The organism is Vibrio qinghaiensis, assembly GCF_002257545.1.
Taxonomy (GTDB): domain Bacteria; phylum Pseudomonadota; class Gammaproteobacteria; order Enterobacterales; family Vibrionaceae; genus Vibrio; species Vibrio ordalii.
This window is the reverse complement of the sequence record NZ_CP022742.1, coordinates 735,345-752,510: the sequence shown is the minus strand read 5'-3', so window position 1 is coordinate 752,510 and position 17,166 is coordinate 735,345. Positions and strand designations below refer to the sequence as shown.

The 17,166-nt window shown below is 40.7% G+C and carries 10 protein-coding genes; all 10 read left to right on the top strand.

The genetic code is table 11. The features are described from left to right. Positions 1-1,687 precede the first annotated feature (1,687 nt). Positions 1,688-2,536 (top strand): DUF2971 domain-containing protein, encoded by an 849-nt coding sequence (locus CCZ37_RS17140; protein WP_094165548.1) that lies wholly within the window; start codon positions 1,688-1,690, stop codon positions 2,534-2,536. Between the two features lie 1,662 nt (positions 2,537-4,198). Further along, on the top strand, positions 4,199-5,218 hold the full coding sequence (locus CCZ37_RS19495; RefSeq protein WP_094501677.1) for a DUF4062 domain-containing protein: 1,020 nt from the start codon (positions 4,199-4,201) through the stop codon (positions 5,216-5,218). Between the two features lie 2,698 nt (positions 5,219-7,916). Next, entirely contained in the window at positions 7,917-8,915 is a 999-nt protein-coding gene (locus CCZ37_RS17110) for a hypothetical protein (protein WP_094501674.1), read from the top strand. Between the two features lie 2,314 nt (positions 8,916-11,229). Further along, positions 11,230-11,784 (top strand): hypothetical protein, encoded by a 555-nt coding sequence (locus CCZ37_RS17090; protein ID WP_088733336.1) that lies wholly within the window; start codon positions 11,230-11,232, stop codon positions 11,782-11,784. 717 nt (positions 11,785-12,501) lie between these two features. Next, positions 12,502-12,768 carry a BrnT family toxin gene (locus CCZ37_RS17085; protein ID WP_010320360.1) on the top strand — a complete coding sequence of 89 codons (267 nt, stop codon included), beginning with the start codon at positions 12,502-12,504 and terminating at the stop codon, positions 12,766-12,768. Beyond that, positions 12,755-12,997, top strand: a complete 243-nt coding sequence (gene brnA / locus CCZ37_RS17080; protein ID WP_010320361.1) for a type II toxin-antitoxin system BrnA family antitoxin — start codon at positions 12,755-12,757, stop codon at positions 12,995-12,997. Before CCZ37_RS17085 ends, brnA begins: the two co-directional genes overlap by 14 nt. A 199-nt stretch (positions 12,998-13,196) precedes the next feature. Further along, the gene (locus tag CCZ37_RS17070) at positions 13,197-13,454 is read left to right on the top strand and encodes a type II toxin-antitoxin system Phd/YefM family antitoxin (RefSeq protein WP_094501672.1); all 258 of its coding nucleotides are present in this window, start codon (positions 13,197-13,199) and stop codon (positions 13,452-13,454) included. Beyond that, positions 13,442-13,744: a type II toxin-antitoxin system RelE/ParE family toxin gene (locus CCZ37_RS17065; RefSeq protein ID WP_094501670.1), complete on the top strand. Its 303-nt coding sequence runs from the start codon at positions 13,442-13,444 to the stop codon at positions 13,742-13,744. Before CCZ37_RS17070 ends, CCZ37_RS17065 begins: the two co-directional genes overlap by 13 nt. A 2,215-nt stretch (positions 13,745-15,959) precedes the next feature. Then, positions 15,960-16,244 carry a putative quinol monooxygenase gene (locus tag CCZ37_RS17045; RefSeq protein ID WP_094501666.1) on the top strand — a complete coding sequence of 95 codons (285 nt, stop codon included), beginning with the start codon at positions 15,960-15,962 and terminating at the stop codon, positions 16,242-16,244. 144 nt (positions 16,245-16,388) lie between these two features. After that, the gene (locus CCZ37_RS17035) at positions 16,389-16,805 is read left to right on the top strand and encodes a hypothetical protein (protein WP_071187975.1); all 417 of its coding nucleotides are present in this window, start codon (positions 16,389-16,391) and stop codon (positions 16,803-16,805) included. Positions 16,806-17,166 lie beyond the last annotated feature (361 nt).

Below are 17,166 nucleotides of genomic sequence, written 5' to 3'. Positions count from 1 at the left end.
ACAGCCAACGCGTGGCATTTTTACTGTGCGTTGGTTTTTGTGGTTACGGTGTTATGCGGAAGCTTGGTAATGGCGTTGGCTGCCCCTTAACCGGGCGTTATGCAACTCAGGTAAATTTATGGGCTCAATCTTTTGGGATTTCTCGGGCCATTCGTTTTGTGTTGTCGGCAAATGAGCATGTTTACCCTAAAATTCGTGGTTAACTCAAACCGTAAAACAGGCAAGTTTCTTTGTTTGCCTCAATCGGTTTTAGCGCTGGCGCATTGTCAGTTTGGCAGGCGCAAAATGTGGAAAGGGCAAGTTAATCGAGCATTTTGCTTTTGCTGAAGTTTTCGCTCGTTGAGTTTGTCTGACACAAAAGCTTGGTTTTTTGTTGAAAGGTGGACTTTGTTTTGGCAGCTCATTTATCACAGTTCTTGCTTGGGTTGGTTCTTGAATCACTCAACCATTGCAATTGTGGTTTTTGATCGAGTAAAGTCAGTTTATCTTATTGAATTTGCATAACAAACGGCTCAAGAGGGATTGCCAACGCGTGGCGACTTTAGTGCAAAATTGAAGTTCAGTGTTTAAGGTGTGTTTTTTTGAGTTCGGCAATGCGTTGTCAACCCCTTAGCCGGGCGTTATGCAACTCAGGTAAATTTAGGGGTTCAATCTTTTGGGATTTCTCCGGCCATTCGTTTTGTGTTGTCGGCAAATGAGCATTTTTACCCTAAAATTCGTAGTTCACTCAAACCGTAAAACAGGCAAGGTTCTTTGTTTGCCTCAATCAGTTTTAGCGTTGGCTTGCTGCCAATTCAGCGTGCGCAAAGTGTGGAAAGGGCAAGTTTATCGAGCATTTTGTACTTGCTGAAAGTCTTGCTTGTTGAGTTTGTCTCATTCAAAAGCTTGGTTTGTTGTTGAACGGTGGACTTTGTTTTGGCGGCTTATTTATCTCGGCTCCTACTTGGGTTGGTTCTTGAATCACTCAACCATTGCAATCGTGGTTTTTGATCGAGTAAAGTCAGTTTATCTTATTGAATTTGCATAACAAACGGCTCAAGAGGGATTGCCAACGCTTGGCGGTTTTAGTGCAAAATTGAAGTTCAGTGTTTACAGTGTATTTTTTAAGTTCGGCGGTGCGTTGTCAACCCCTTAGCCGGGCGTTATGCAACTCAGGTAAATTTAGGGTTTCAATCTTTTGGATTTCTCCGGCCATTCGTTTGGTATTGTCGGCAAATGAGCACTTTTACCCTCAGATTCGTGGTTCACTCAAACCGTAAAACAGGCAAGGTTCTTTGTTTGCCTCAATCAGTTTTAGCGTTGGCGTGTTGTGAATCTTGTGGGCGCAAAGTGTGGAAAGGGCAAGTTAATCGATCATTTCGCATTTACTGAATGTTTCGCTCGTTGAGTTTGTCTCATTCAAAAGCTTGGTTTGTTGCTGAAAGGTGGGCTTTGTTTTGGCGGCTTATTTATCACGGCTCTGGCTTGGGTTGATTCTTGAATCACTCAACTATTGCAATTGTGGCTTTTGATCGTATAAATTCGGTTTATCTCATTGAATTTGCATAACAAACGGCTCAAGAGGGATTGCCAACGCGTGGCGGTTTTAGTGCAAAATTGAAGTTCAGTGTTTACAGTGTGTTTTTTGAGTTCGGCGGTGCGTTGTCAACCCCTTAGCCGGGCGTTAGCATTCCATTAGGAGATAATTATGCTTCCGAGCATATTGTATAAATATAGAAGCTTTGAAAAATATACAATTTTAGGTTTGATCAATAACAGCTACTGGTTGCCGAAGCCATATAACTTGAATGATCCTTTTGATGTGCAGATTAAACCGATACACCAGGCAATATCGCAAACTGAATTCGTAAGCGAACTTGAAGCTTTTCTTGTAACTCAGAGAAACATTAATAACGTAGATTTCCAATATCAGAATGTTGACTCTTTATATGAAAACGGACAACCATCTAAGATATTGAGAGAGAATGTTAAAAGCTTTAGTAGATCTGTTGAGCAGATAGCTAATGAAATCGGCGTGTTCTCACTATCTGAAATTAATACGAACTCTACAATGTGGTCGCATTACGGTGATGAACATCGTGGCATCTGTATTGGATACAGAAGTAGTGATTTACTGCCATTGTCTGGTGCATCGAGTCAAACTAGAATAGCGCCTGTAACATACAAGCCTCAAGAGGAACTACTTAGAAATGCTTACCTCCTGTATGTGCATTCTAATATGGGCGCTGATATTCAAATGTTGGTAGATTATGTCCTTAACTTATTCGCTCAAAAATCTGATGACTGGCAGTATGAGAAAGAATGGAGGTTATTAGTACCAAACATGGGTGGGAAAGTGATTGAATGTGAAGAAAGTATAATTCAAACGATTACTTTTGGGTTAAGGACTACAGTAGAAACTAAAAAAACAGTTAAAGAGCTTTTGCATAGTGAAGTTCAGTACTATCAGATGGTTAGGCATCCTATATATTTAGGCTTAATCGCTGAACCTATGTCTGAAACGAGTGAATATTGGTACTCGTCCGCAGAATGCTAACAAACAATTTAAGAGTGATTCAGCACGCTTGGCATTTTTGGTTTGGGTTAAGTTCAGTGTTTACGGTGTTCAAATTGAGTATGGTGGTAGCGTGCTTCACACCTTAATTGGGCGTTATGCAACTCAGGGAAATTTAGGGGTTCAATCTTTTGGGATTTCTCTGGCCATTCGTTTTGTATTGTCGGCAAATGAGCATTTTTACCCTAAATTTCGTGGTTTACTCAAGCCGTAAAACAGGCAAGGTTCTTTGTTTGCCTCAATCAGTTTTAGCGTTGGCGCGTTGTAAATTAAGTGGGCGCAAAGTGTGGAAAGGGCAAGTTTATCGAGTATTTCGCATTTGCTGAAAGTCTTGCTTGTTGAGTTTGTCTCATTCAAAAGCTTGGTTTGTTGTTGAAAGGTGAACTTTGTTTTGGCAGCTCATTTATCACAGTTCTTGCTTGGGTTGATTCTTGAATCACTCAACCATTGCAATTGTGGCTTTTGGTCGTGTAAATTCGGTTTATCTCATTGAATTTGCATAACAAACGGCTCAAGAGGGATTGCCAACGCTTGGCGACTTTAGTGCAAAATTGCAGTTCAGTGTTTAAGTGTGTTTTTTTAGTTCGGCGGTGCGTTGTCAACCCCTTAGCCGGGCGTTATGCAACTCAGGTAAATTTAGGGGTTCAATCTTTTAGGATTTCTCCGGCCATTCGTTTGGTGTTGTCGGCAAATGAGCTTTTTTACCCTCAAATTCGTGGTTAACTTAAACCGTAAAACAGGCAAGGTTCTTTGTTTGCCTCAATCAGTTTTAGCGCTGGCGCGTTGTAAATTCAGTGGGCGCAAAGTGTGGAAAGGGCAAGTTTATCGAGCATTTTGCACTTGCTGAAGGTTTCGCCCGTTGAACTTGTCTGTTCCAAAAGCTTGGTTTGTTGCTGAAGGGTGAACTTTGTTTTGGTGGCTTATTTATCATGGCTCTGGTTTGGGTTGATTCTTGAATCACTCAACCATTGCAATTGTGGCTTTTGATCGAGTAAAGTCAATTTATCTTATTGAATTTGCATAACAAACGGCTCAAGAGGGATTGCCAACGCTTGGCGACTTTAGTGCAAAATTGAAATTCAGTGTTTACAGTGTTTTTTTTTAAGTTCGGTGGTGCGTTGTCAACCCCTTAGCCGGGCGTTAGGCAAGGTGAGTTTTTATCAGCTAAATCGAGTTGAAATTGAACGGTAAATTCGATGTTCTCATTGCTGAACTTAAGCAATAAATAATCATCACCTATTTGTTGTTTCTTGATCGCGTTGGGTTGCTTAGCGCTGTAAATTCAGCGGCAAAATAACCTTCAGCATCCAAACGTCCGCCGAGCATGCTACGCTCGTCACTTTTCTTCCAAATCGCTCAATTTGAGTTTTTTTGTTTCTTTGCTGATTTAACATTTTGGTTTATAAATGAATCGGTTAGTTTGTTTTAAGTTTACAAAAAAGCTCGTTCTTTGGTTGTGAAAGTGTCGATGTCAATTGGTTGGCCTAACAAACGGCTCAAGAGGGATTGCCAACGCGTGGCGGCTTTAGTACAAAATTGAAGTTCAGTGTTTACAGTGTGTTTTTTGAGTCCGGTGGTGCGTTGTCAACCCCTTAGCCGGGCGTTAAGTTTCCATCAGGATAAAACTATATAGAGGAAAGTAAAGTGGCTGTACCAAAGGTATTTATAAGTTCAACATGTTTTGATTTAGGTGAAGTTAGAGACCAAATGAAGCGCTTCGTACGTTCGTTTGGTTTTGACCCCGTGTTGAGCGATCATGGTGGCGTGTTTTATCATCCAGATCTACACACACATGAAGCTTGTGTGCATGAGGTATCAAACTGTCAGTTATTTATCCTAGTTATTGGTGGAAGATACGGTGGTAAGCATATTAGTGACAAAACTAAGTCGATCACCAATGCTGAGTATGAAGCTGCGCGTCAAGCTAATATTCCTGTATTTACGTATGTGCGTAATGGCGTTTTAAATAATCACCACATCTATAGGGAAAATAAAAACTCATCATTTGTTGCTGATATAAACTATCCAGCAATTGATAAGCAAGAAGATGCCAAAAACATATTTAATTTTATCGATGATGTAAGACGCTCTCCCGTTAATAATGCATTTGAAGGGTTCGATAATTTTTACGATATTGAGTCACATTTGCGAAAGCAATGGGCTGGTATGTTTTTTGAGTTTTTGAGAACTCGTGAGGTTAAGTCTCAGATTGATGCAACAAATCATTTATTGTCAGGGCTAAAATCTTCTCATACAAAACTTGAAGACTTAGTTAAGAGTATGTATCGCTCTACTGCCCCTGATAATGTAGAAGAATCGATATCTGAAATTGAAACAATTGCTCTTATTCGGGCATTCTTCCATGAGTTGATTGAATTTGATGGAGATATAGATATAGACGTTGACGAGCTTGGTAATAGCTCTGAATTCGATGTGGAAAAAATCGCCAAAGTTTCGCCAAAAGGGAAAAAGTGGGATGACTACTTGGTTCAAACAGGTCTTTTTGAACGAGAAGATGATGCTCACATTATATTCCATACTGGTTCATTCGGTTTCCTGATCGAGGATGGTTTCCATAAGCAGTTGGAACTCGCTTACAGCAAGGGGCTCTTGAAATCTACAAAAGAGCAACGAGAAAAAGTACTTAAAGAGTTCATAAAATAGAAACTTAACAAACTGTTTAAGAGTGATTCGCAACGCGTGGCGTTTTTATTATGCGTTGCGTTTAGTGTTTAAGGTGGTATGCGGTGACTTCGGTATTACGTTGCTCACACCTTAACAGGGCGTTAGGCAAGGTGAGTTTTTATCAGCTAAATCGAGTTGAAATTGAGCAGTGAATTCTATGTTTTGTGGCTTAACTTAAGCAATAAATCGTCATCACATATTTGTTGTTTCTTGATCGCGTTGGGTTGTTTATCGCTGTGAATTCATCGGCAAAATAACCTTCGGCATCCAAACGTCCGCCGAGCATGCTACGCTCGTCACTTTTCTTCCAAATCGCTCAATTTGAGTTTTTTGGTTTCTTTTCTGATTTGAGATTTTGGTTTATAAATGAATCGCTTAGTTGGTTTTCAGTTTTTAAACAAGTCTTGTTCTTTGGTTTTGAAAGTATCGTTGTCAATCTGTTGGCCTAACAAACGGCTCAAGAGGGATTGCCAACGCTTGGCGGTTTTAGTGCAAAATTGAAGTTCAGTGTTTACAGTGTTTTTTTTAAGTTCGGTGGTGCGTTGTCAACCCCTTAGCCGGGCGTTATGCAACTCAGGTAAATTTATGGGCTCAATCTTTTGGGATTTCTCGGGCCATTCGTTTTGTGTTGTCGGCAAATGAGCATGTTTACCCTAAAATTCGTGGTTAACTCAAACCGTAAAACAGGCAAGTTTCTTTGTTTGCCTCAATCGGTTTTAGCGCTGGCGCATTGTCAGTTTGGCAGGCGCAAAATGTGGAAAGGGCAAGTTAATCGAGCATTTTGCTTTTGCTGAAGTTTTCGCTCGTTGAGTTTGTCTGACACAAAAGCTTGGTTTTTTGTTGAAAGGTGGACTTTGTTTTGGCGGCTTATTTATCTCGGCTCCTACTTGGGTTGGTTCTTGAATCACTCAACCATTGCGATTGTGGCTTTTGGTCGTGTAAATTCAGTTTATCTCATTGAATTTGCATAACAAACGGCTCAAGAGGGATTGCCAACGCTTGGCGGTTTTAGTGCAAAATTGAAGTTCAGTGTTTACAGTGTGTTTTTTGAGTTCGGCGGTGCGTTGTCAACCCCTTAGCCGGGCGTTATGCAACTCAGGGAAATTTAGGGGTTCAATCTTTTGGATTTCTCCGGCCATTCGTTTTGTGTTGTCGGCAAATGAGCATTTTTACCTTCAAATTCATGGTGAACTCAAACCGTAAAACAGGCAAATTTCTTTGTTTGCCTCAATGAGTTTTGGTGCTGGTTTGTTGTGAATTTAGCGGGCGCAAAGTGTGGAAAGGGCAAGTTTATCGAGCATTTTGTACTTGCTGAAAATCTTGCTTGTTGAGTTTGTCTCATTCAAAAGCTTGGTTTGTTGTTGAAAGGTGAACTTTGTTTTGGCAGCTTATTTATCATGGCTCTGGTTTGGGTTGGTTCTTGAATCACTCAACCATTGCAATGGTGGTTTTTGGTCGTGTAAAGTGGTTTTATCTCATTGAATTTGCATAACAAACGGCTCAAGAGGGATTGCCAACGCGTGGCGGCTTTAGTGCAAAATTGAAGCTTAGTGTTTACAGTGGTTTTTTGAGTTCGGCGGTGCGTTGTCAACCCCTTAGCCGGGCGTTATGCAACTCAGGTAAATTTAGGGGTTCAATCTTTTGGATTTCTCCGGCCATTGGTTTTGTGTTGTCGGCAAATGAGCATTTTTACCCTCAAATTCGTGGTTAACTCAAGCCGTAAAACAGGCAAGGTTCTTTGTTTGCCTCAATCAGTTTTAGCGCTGGCGCGTTGTAAATTCAGTGGGCGCAAAGTGTGGAAAGGGCAAGTGTATCGAGCATTTTGTAATTGTTGAAAGTCTTGCTTGTAGGGTTTGTCTCATTCAAAAGCTTGGTTTGTTGCTGAAAGGTGGACTTTGTTTTGGCGGCTCATTTATCACAGTTCTTGTTTGGGTTGATTCTTGAATCACTCAACCATTGCAATTGTGGCTTTTGGTCGTGTAAATTCGGTTTATCTCATTGAATTTGCATAACAAACGGCTCAAGAGGGATTGCCAACGCGTGGCGGTTTTAGTGCAAAATTGAAGTCTAGTGTTTACAGTGTGTTTTTTGAGTTCGGCGGTGCGTTGTCAACCCCTTAGCCGGGCGTTATGCAACTCAGGTAAATTTAGGGGGTCAATCTTTTTAGATTTCTCCGGCCATTCGTTTTGTGTTGTCGGCAAATGAGCTTTTTTACCCTCAAATTCGTGGTTAACTCAAACCGTAAAACAGGCAAGGTTCTTTGTTTGCCTCAATGAGTTTTGGTGCTGGTTTTTTGCCAATTCAGCGTGCGCAAAGTGTGGAAAGGGCAAGTTTATCGAGCATTTTGTACTTGCTGAAAGTCTTGCTTGTTGAGTTTGTCTCATTCAAAAGCTTGGTTTGTTGCTGAAAGGTGGGCTTTGTTTTGGCGGCTTATTTATCACGGCTCTGGCTTGGGTTGTTTCTTGAATCACTCAACCATTGCAATTGTGGCTTTTGGTCGTGTAAATTCAGTTTATCTCATTGAATTTGCATAACAAACGGCTCAAGAGGGATTGCCAACGCTTGGCGACTTTAGTGCAAAATTGAAGTTCAGTGTTTACAGTGTGTTTTTTGAGTCTGGCGGTGCGTTGTCAACCCCTTAGCCGGGCGTTAGTTTTATTTGGAGTTACGAGATTAAATGAAAGCGAAAATTTACAAGAATAGAATAACAACCATCCCAAACTTTATAGATCCGCTTCATGAACTTGAACCAAATGGGTATGGCTACCAGATTGACGATATTTTTGTTCATGTATACGGACAGGATAAAAATCTGTACACACTTTCTCATGGTTTGACAGTAACAGAACAAATCAATCAGTCTGCGGATAATTTGACTCAATGGATTGAGAACCAGTTCGGAGCAGTTGAACTAGAAGATACATTGAATGATGTAGGCACGGTTATAGACTCAGTGTGGCGTCCAGGTTTATACCTCTACAATGATGTGAAAGCAGCGCTGTCTATTGACGAGCATGAGCAGCGTTCTGCCGAACTTTCGCTTCGGATCTTAATAGAAAAATTAGAAGAAGTATTCTTATATATTGAACCCTCTGTGCACGGGTTACAGACATATAGCCATAAAACCCGAGAGCTTTTATTACTAGCATGTACAGAGGTAGAAAATAGTTGGAAAAACTACTTGGAGTTAGCGAATGTGCAACCAAGGGGGCGCTACTTTAGTACTTCAGATTATGTTTCATTGATGGACGTTTTGTTTTTGAATGAGTACCAAGTGACGTTAAAAGCGTATAATGCAGTTGCGCCAGTTCGCCCATTTGAAAACTGGAGTGCTCAAGCTCCAAGTCAAAGTATTCCTTGGTATGAAGCATACAACTTAACCAAGCACGACAAGAGTCAACATTTTGATAAAGCAACTCTCCATCATTGTATATCGGCTATAACTGCTAACCTAATAATGTACTGTTGTAGATATAGCCCATTTCCGTTAGTTAACGGAAATACGATGATAGCTAGTTTGTTCAATCAACTCTTTCAGATTGAACTTGTTAATGCTGACCCTAAATCATTTTATGTGCCAAAGATTCAGAGAATCAATAACTTGAATACTCATCTTCAGATGTTTGATAGTAAAAGAATCATGGAAAACTGGCAGAAGCTACCTTTCAGCATATAAAACTAACAAACTGTTCAAGAGGGATTCGCAACGCGTGGCATTTTTACTATGCGTTGAATTTAGTGATTAAGGTGGTATGCGGCGGCTTTTGTATTGCCTTGCTCACCCCTTAACAGAGCGTTAGCTGAGGTTAAGAAAAATCATGAAATTACGTGTTTATTTTTCTTAGTCTGAGGTTCTAGCTTTACACCTGAAAGTCCGCACTTTTCCGCGTATCTCGCCAGTGGCACTGTTCGTGAAGCGGTTGAACTAACCGAAGTCTGTTTACGGGAAGTGTTGTGTTTGTTTATTTCTTTGGTGTGGCTTCTTTGGTTTTGAAGCTCTTTCGCGCTTAAATGGATTTCGCGCACTTGGTTGTTGGCTTCTTCGAAAGAATTCTTTGTAAATTTAAGTCCTAGAAGCTCGTCAGTTTCTCTGCTATTTCTTCTTTACCAAGTGCGTTTCGTGGGTTAGGTTTTAGTTTTTCAGTTGTCCATTTTATTTTGTCGCTTGAAAGCAATAATGTGTTTTAAATTAGGTTGTTGGGTAGTAAATCTCCGGCTAAAGTGCAGCAGCTAACAAACGGCTCAAGAGGGATTGCCAACGCGTGGCGACTTTAGTGCAAAATTAAAGTTCAGTGTTTACAGTGTGTTTTTTAAGTTCGGCTATGCGTTGTCAACCCCTTAGCCGGGCGTTATGCAACTCAGGGAAATTTAGGGGTTCAATCTTTTTAGATTTCTCCAGCCATTCGTTTGGTGTTGTCGGCAAATGAGCTTTTTTACCCTAAAATTCGTGGTTTACTCAAGCCGTAAAACAGGCAAGGTTCTTTGTTTGCCTCAATCAGTTTTAGCGCTGGCGCGTTGTAAATTCAGTGGGCGCAAAGTGTGGAAAGTGCAAGTTTATCGAGCGTTTTGCACTTGCTGAATTTTTCGCCCGTTGAACTTGTCTGTTCCAAAAGCTTGGTTTGTTGCTGAAGGGTGGACTTTGTTTTGGCGGCTTATTTATCATGGCTCTGGTTTGGGTTGGTTCTTGAATCACTCAACCATTGCAATTGTGGTTTTTGGTCGTGTAAAGTGGTTTTATCTCATTGAATTTGCATAACAAACGGCTCAAGAGGGATTGCCAACGCGTGGCGGCTTTAGTGCAAAATTGCAGTTCAGTGTTTACGGTGTGTTTTTTAAGTTCGGTGGTGCGTTGTCAACCCCTTAGCCGGGCGTTATGCAACTCAGATAAATTCAGGGGTTCAATCTTTTGGGATTTCTCTGGCCATTCGTTTTGTGTTGTCGGCAAATGAGCATTTTTACCCTAAAATTCGTAGTTCACTCAAGCCGTAAAACAGGTAAGTTTCTTTGTTTGCCTCAATCAGTTTTAGCGTTGGCGTGCTGTCAAATTAGTGGGCGCAAAGTGTGGAAAGGGCAAGTTTATCGAGCATTTTGCACTTGCTGAATTTTTCGCCCGTTGAACTTGTTTGTTCCAAAAGCTTGGTTTGTTGTTGAAAGGTGGGCTTTGTTTTGGCGGCTTATTTATCACGGCTCCTACTTGGGTTGATTCTTGAATTACTCAACCATTGCAATCGTGGCTTTTGATCGAGTAAAGTTAGTTTATCTTATTGAATTTGCATAACAAACGGCTCAAGAGGGATTGCCAACGCTTGGCGGTTTTAGTGCAAAATTGAAGTTCAGTGTTTACAGTGTGTTTTTTGAGTTCGGCGGTGCGTTGTCAACCCCTTAGCCGGGCGTTATGCAACTCAGGTAAATTTAGGGGTTCAATCTTTTGTGATTTCTCCGGCTATTCGTTTTGTGTTGTCGGCAAATGAGCTTTTTTACCCTCAAATTCGTGGCTAACTCAAGCCGTAAAACAGGCAAGGTTCTTTGTTTGCCTCAATCAGTTTTAGCGCTGGCGCGTTGTAAATTCAGTGGGCGCAAAGTGTGGAAAGGGCAAGTTTATCGAGCATTTTGCACTTGCTGAAAGTCTTGCTTGTTGAGTTTTCCTGATTCAAAAGCTTGGTTTGTTGTTGAAAGGTGGACTTTGTTTTGGCGGCTTATTTATCACAGTTCTTGCTTGGGTTGGTTCTTGAATCACTCAACCATTGCAATTGTGGCTTTTGGTCGTGTAAATTCTGTTTATCTCATTGAATTTGCATAACAAACGGCTCAAGAGGGATTGCCAACGCTTGGCGGTTTTAGTGCAAAATTGAAGTTCAGTTTTTACAGTGTTTTTTTTAGTTCGGCGGTGCGTTGTCAACCCCTTAGCCGGGCGTTATGCCACTTCATTGAATATCTTTAACTATCTGTAATTTATGGGTTAAATCAGTGACAAGGAAGCTAGTGATAAGATGAAAATGATATTTGTAGATGCTGAAAATATTGGCCTCAAAGAATTGGAAAAGGTTAAAGCGACAGTAATTGATAAAGTGTTTGTCTTTTCTAAAGTCGAGTCAGTGCAACGTATTTGTGAAAAATCACTATTTTTGTACCTTTCTGACTATCCTTCTGGCACAAATCAAGCGGACTTTTATATTATCGCTTACCTATCTAAAGTGCTGTTATCATTAGATAAAAAGCAGTTTAATACAGTTATTTTTGAACTTTACAGTAATGATGAGAGTTTGATTTCTGCTTTCGAGTTTCAGTGTGGACAACTTGGTGCAAATGTCCAAACTATACGTACTAAAGACGATACCGTAGTTCAAATGCCTAGCGTGCAGCAAGAAAACACGCCACAAGATAAAGTGTTTTCTGCTCTTAAATCTCCGAAGGCTTTGGATCCGACATTGCAACAGCAATTAGGCTTATCTAAGTCTGATTTTACTAAGGCAATTAATGAGTTGGCCAAATCCAAAAAAATTCAACGTTCAGCAGAAAATAAACGGAAATGGGTTCGTTGTTAACAGTGGCATAACAAACGGTTCAAGAGGGACAACCAACGCGTAGCATTTTTACTATGCGTTAGTTTTTGTGATTACGGTGTTGTGCTGAAGCTTGGTAGTGGCGTTGGTTGCCCCTTAACCGGGCGTTATGCAACTCAGGTAAATTTAGGGGTTCAATCTTTTGGGATTTCTCTGGCCATTCGTTTTGTATTGTCGGCAAATGAGCATTTTTACCCTAAATTTCGTGGTTTACTCAAGCCGTAAAACAGGCAAGGTTCTTTGTTTGCCTCAATCAGTTTTAGCGTTGGCGCGTTGTAAATTAAGTGGGCGCAAAGTGTGGAAAGGGCAAGTTTATCGAGTATTTCGCATTTGCTGAAAGTCTTGCTCGTTGAGTTTTCCTGATTCAAAAGCTTGGTTTGTTGCTGAAAGGTGAACTTTGTTTTGGCGGCTTATTTATCACGGCTCTTGCTTGGGTTGATTCTTGAATCACTCAACCATTGCAATCGTGGCTTTTGGTCGTGTAAAGTCAATTTATCTCATTGAATTTGCATAACAAACGGCTCAAGAGGGATTGCCAACGCGTGGCGACTTTCGTGCAAAATTGCAGTTCAATGTTTACAGTGTGTTTTTTGAGTCTGGCGGTGCGTTGTCAACCCCTTAGCCGGGCGTTAGCCGTTTTCATAATCATTAGCCAAAGTGTAAGTTGCAAAATGAGTAAAAAGGGTGTAATTTTTACTCATGACGAAATTCGAATTTGATGAAAATAAAAGCAGGTCAAATTTTGAGAAACATGGAATTGATTTCTATACAGCTCAAGGTTTGTGGAATGACTCTGATCTTATCGAGATCCCTGCAAACACAAGTGATGAACCTAGGTATTTGGTCATCGGCATGTTAAATGGTAAGCATTGGTCTGGCGTCATTACATACCGTGGACTAAATATTAGGATCATTTCAGTCAGACGTTCACGTAAAGCGGAGGTGAACTTATATGAAAGCGCATGAGTTTGATGCCAAGTTTGAAAGTGACGATGACATTTTAGGTGATCTAGATTTATCTAAAGTTAAGCGTCCAATGCAAAAGCAGAAACGGGTAAATGTTGATTTCCCCTCATGGATGTTAGATTCACTAGATCGTGAAGCTAACCGAGTAGGTGTTACACGACAGTCGATTATCAAGATTTGGCTAGCTGAAAGGCTTGAAAATGTAGCTCATCACCACACTTCAAACTAAACGGCTAACAAACGCTTCAAGAGGGACAGCCAACGCGTGGCATTTTTACTATGCGTTGGTTTTTGTGGTTACGGTGCTATGCGGAAAGTTGGTAGTAGCGTTGGCTGCCCCTTAAGCGGGCGTTAGCCGTCATTAAACTTGCCATCCTCAAAGTGATAGAATAGTATCACTTTAGTGGTCTGTTTTTGGAGTAAGTCTAATGAAAGTTGAATTGGTAACATCACTTAAGCGACAAGCAACTAAGATTCTTGCTGATCTTCATGATACCAAAGAGCCTGTATTAATCACTGAACATGGTAAACCATCGGCTTATCTTATTGATGTTGATGATTATGAGTTTATGCAAAATCGATTAGCGATTCTTGAAGGTATTGCTCGTGGTGAGCGAGCGATTACCGACGGTAGAGTAATTTCTCATCATGAAGCCAAGGGCAAAATGTCAAAATGGCTGAAATAATTTGGACTGACCCAGCGTTATCAGATCTTAACGATATCGCTGAATATATAGCACTTGAAAATGTTGTGTCTGCAAAACAATTAGTCCAAACGATTTTCTCTAAAGTTGAACGTTTGGAAACCTTTCCTGATTCAGGCCGTATCCCACCAGAACTCGAACATTTAAGTTACAGGGAAGTTGTTATTAATCCGTGTCGTGTTTTTTATAAACAAAATGACGGCAAGGTTTATATTTTATTTGTTATGCGAGCAGAAAGAGATCTTCGTAAATTTTTGTTAAATAGACAATAGCTACGTGAATAAACGGCTAACAAACGCTTCAAGAGGGACAGCCAACGCGCGGCATTTTTACTGTGCGTTGATTTCGGTGGTTTCAGTGTTATGCGGAAACTTAGTAGTAGCGTTGTCAGCCCCTTAAGCGGGCGTTATGCAACTCAGGGAAATTTAGGGGTTCAATCTTTTTAAATTTCTCCGGCCATTCGTTTTGCGTTGTCGGCAAATGAGCATTTTTACCCTAAAATTCGTGGTTAACTCAAACCGTAAAACAGGCAAGGTTCTTTGTTTGCCTCAATGAGTTTTGGTGCTGTTTTGTTGTCAATTCAGCGTGCGCAAAGTGTGGAAAGGGCAAGTTAATCGAGCATTTTTCACTTGCTGAAAGTCTTGCTTGTAGGGTTTGTTTCATTCAAAAGCTTGGTTTGTTGTTGAAAGGTGGACTTTGTTTTGGCGGCTCATTTATCACAGTTCTTGCTTGGGCTGATTCTTGAACCACTCAACCATTGCAATTGTGGCTTTTGGTCGTGTAAATTCGGTTTATCTCATTGAATTTGCATAACAAACGGCTCAAGAGGGATTGCCAACGCTTGGCGATTTTAGTGCAAAATTGCAGTTCAGTGTTTAAGTGTGTTTTTTGAGTCCGGTGGTGCGTTGTCAACCCCTTAGCCGGGCGTTATGCAACTCAGGGAAATTTAGGGTTTCAATCTTTTGGGATTTCTCCGGCTATTCGTTTTGTGTTGTCGGCAAATGAGCACTTTTACCCTCAAATTCGTGGTTCACTCAAGCCGTAAAACAGGTAAGATTCTTTGTTTGCCGCAATGAGTTTTGGTGCTGGTTTGTTGTCAATTCAGCGTGCGCAAAGTGTGGAAAGGGCAAGTTTATCGAGCATTTTGTACTTGCTGAAAGTCTTGCTTGTAGGGTTTGTCTCATTCAAAAGCTTGGTTTGTTGTTGAACGGTGGACTTTGTTTTGGCGGCTTATTTATCACGGCTCTGGCTTCGGTTGGTTCTTGAATCACTCAACCATTGCAATCGTGGCTTTTGATCGAGTGAAGTCAGTTTATCTCATTGAATTTGCATAACAAACGGCTCAAGAGGGATTGCCAACGCGTGGCGACTTTAGTGCAAAATTGCAGTTCAGTGTTTACAGTGGTTTTTTGAGTCCGGCGGTGCGTTGTCAACCCCTTAGCCGGGCGTTATGCAACTCAGGTAAATTTAGGGGTTCAATCTTTTTAGATTTCTCCGGCCATTCGTTTTGTGTTGTCGGCAAATGAGCATGTTTACCCTCAAATTCGTGGTTAACTCAAACCGTAAAACAAGCAAGTTTCTTTGTTTGCCTCAATCAGTTTTAGCGTTGGCGCGTTGCGAATTTTGTGGGCGAAAAGTGTGGAAAGGGCAAGTTTATCGAGCATTTTGTACTTGCTGAAAATGTTGCTTGTTGAGTTTATCTCATTCAAAAGCTTGGTTTGTTGCTGAAAGGTGGACTTTGTTTTGGCGGCTTATTTATCACGGCTCTGGCTTCGGTTGGTTCTTGAATTACTCAACCATTGCAATTGTGGCTTTTGATCGAGTAAAGTCAGTTTATCTTATTGAATTTGCATAACAAACGGTTAAAGAGGGACTGCCAACGCGTGGCGGTTTTAGTTCAAATCGGCATTTGTGATTACGGTTGTTATTTTGAGTTCAGTATTTTGCGTTGTCAGCCCCTTAACCGGGCGTTAGGCAAAGTGAGTTTTTATCAGCTAAATCGAGTTTGAATTGAACGGTAAGTTCCATGTTTTGTGGCTTAACTTAAGCAATAAATAATCATCACATATTTGCTGTTTCTTGATCGCGTTGTGTTGCTTTTCGTTGTGAATTTAGCGGCAAAATAACCTTCAGCATCCAAACGTCCGCCGAGCATGCTACGCTCGTCACTTTTCTTCCAAATCGCTCAATTTGAGTTTTTTGTTTCTTTGTTAATTTGAAGTTTTTGTTTATAAATTAATGGGTTAGTTTGCTTCAAATTTACAAAAAGCCTTGTTCTTGGGTTTTGAAAGTATTGTTGTCAATCGGTTGGCCTAACAAACGGTTAAAGAGGGACTGCCAACGCGTGGCGGTTTTTGTTCAAATCGGCCTTTGTGATTACGGTTGTTTTTTTGAGTTCAGTGTTTTGCGTTGTCAGCCCCTTAACCGGGCGTTATGCGCCTAAGCATAGAAAAGCATTCATATTTGTAAAATTAACAGGGATAAAAATTGAGCAAAGTAATTCTAAAAGGCTTCATCATTGTTCCACAGTCGGAGTTAGCAACTGTGCTCAATGAGTTAGACAATCATATTTGTTTGACGAGATCAGAGGATGGCTGTTTGATTTTTGAAGTCACTCCAAATGAAGAAAATCCATGTCGATTCGATGTATATGAAGAGTTTAGAGATCAAGCTGCTTTTGAAAATCATCAATTAAGAGTTAAATCGTCTACGTGGGGTAAGGTTACCATTAATGTTGAACGAAATTATGAGGTTACGGGAATTTGCGCATAACAAACGCTTCAAGAGGGACTTCCAACGCGTGGCATTTTTATTATGCGTTGATTTCGGTGGTTTCAGTGTTATGCGGAGGCTTGGTAGTAGCGTTGTCAGCCCCTTAAGCGGGCGTTATGTGTTTCATGAACTAAGGAGAAAAAAATGGCAATTTTTGGCATCGGTGCGTTTTACGATGAAGATATGAGTCAGCAGTTTATTGATAACTCGATTGCAGGTCCTGGTTGGAGTGAATCTAATGCGCCAGAACTATTCCAATACATTGCATCTTTAAAGGTTGGCGATATTGTGTACATCAAATCGTGCCCTCCAAGTAGCAAAGACATTCATGTTAAAGCTATTGGTTTTATTGCTGATCATAGGCTCTTAACTGACATAAAAGATACGAATAATTTGGTAAGTGCTGGACGAAAAATTACTTGGATTAACACTGAGAAGTTCAAAATTCCTAAGCCTCAAGAAAAGAACAACGTTCGATCCAACACAATGTACGAAGAATTTCATCCAGAGGTGCAGCAGGTAATAATGTCAAAAGTCATTGATGCGATAAAAAACACATAACAAACGGTTTAAGAGGGACTGCCAACGCGTGGCGGTTTCACTTCAAATCAGCATTTGTGATTACGGCTGTTAATTTAAGTTCAGTGTTTTGCGTTGTCAGCCCCTTAACCGGGCGTTATGTTTAATCACGCAAAATCAGTTGGTTGTATCTTTTCTTTGTTCCTTCGGCTGATTGGTTTTGTGTTTGTCGGCAAGTTGGCTTCGTTTGGCGCTGTTTTCTGGACACTTATTCTTTGGCGCTGGAAATTCAGAGAATTGCCTCATTCAATTTTCGAGTAAGCGCGAGGTTAGGGCGGTTGGCGCAATCAGTATTTTGAACACAGGTTTTGGGGCTTGAATTGCCGAAATACAAAGTCTGTTT

Bases quoted from the DNA above. Each gene is read 5' to 3' on its own strand.
- CCZ37_RS17140 (WP_094165548.1), top strand. From the start codon at position 1,688: ATGCTTCCGAGCATATTGTATAAATATAGAAGCTTTGAAAAATATACA.
- CCZ37_RS17110 (WP_094501674.1), top strand. From the start codon at position 7,917: ATGAAAGCGAAAATTTACAAGAATAGAATAACAACCATCCCAAACTTT.
- CCZ37_RS17090 (WP_088733336.1), top strand. From the start codon at position 11,230: ATGAAAATGATATTTGTAGATGCTGAAAATATTGGCCTCAAAGAATTG.
- CCZ37_RS17085 (WP_010320360.1), top strand. From the start codon at position 12,502: ATGACGAAATTCGAATTTGATGAAAATAAAAGCAGGTCAAATTTTGAG.
- brnA (WP_010320361.1), top strand. From the start codon at position 12,755: ATGAAAGCGCATGAGTTTGATGCCAAGTTTGAAAGTGACGATGACATT.
- CCZ37_RS17070 (WP_094501672.1), top strand. From the start codon at position 13,197: ATGAAAGTTGAATTGGTAACATCACTTAAGCGACAAGCAACTAAGATT.
- CCZ37_RS17065 (WP_094501670.1), top strand. From the start codon at position 13,442: ATGGCTGAAATAATTTGGACTGACCCAGCGTTATCAGATCTTAACGAT.
- CCZ37_RS17035 (WP_071187975.1), top strand. From the start codon at position 16,389: ATGGCAATTTTTGGCATCGGTGCGTTTTACGATGAAGATATGAGTCAG.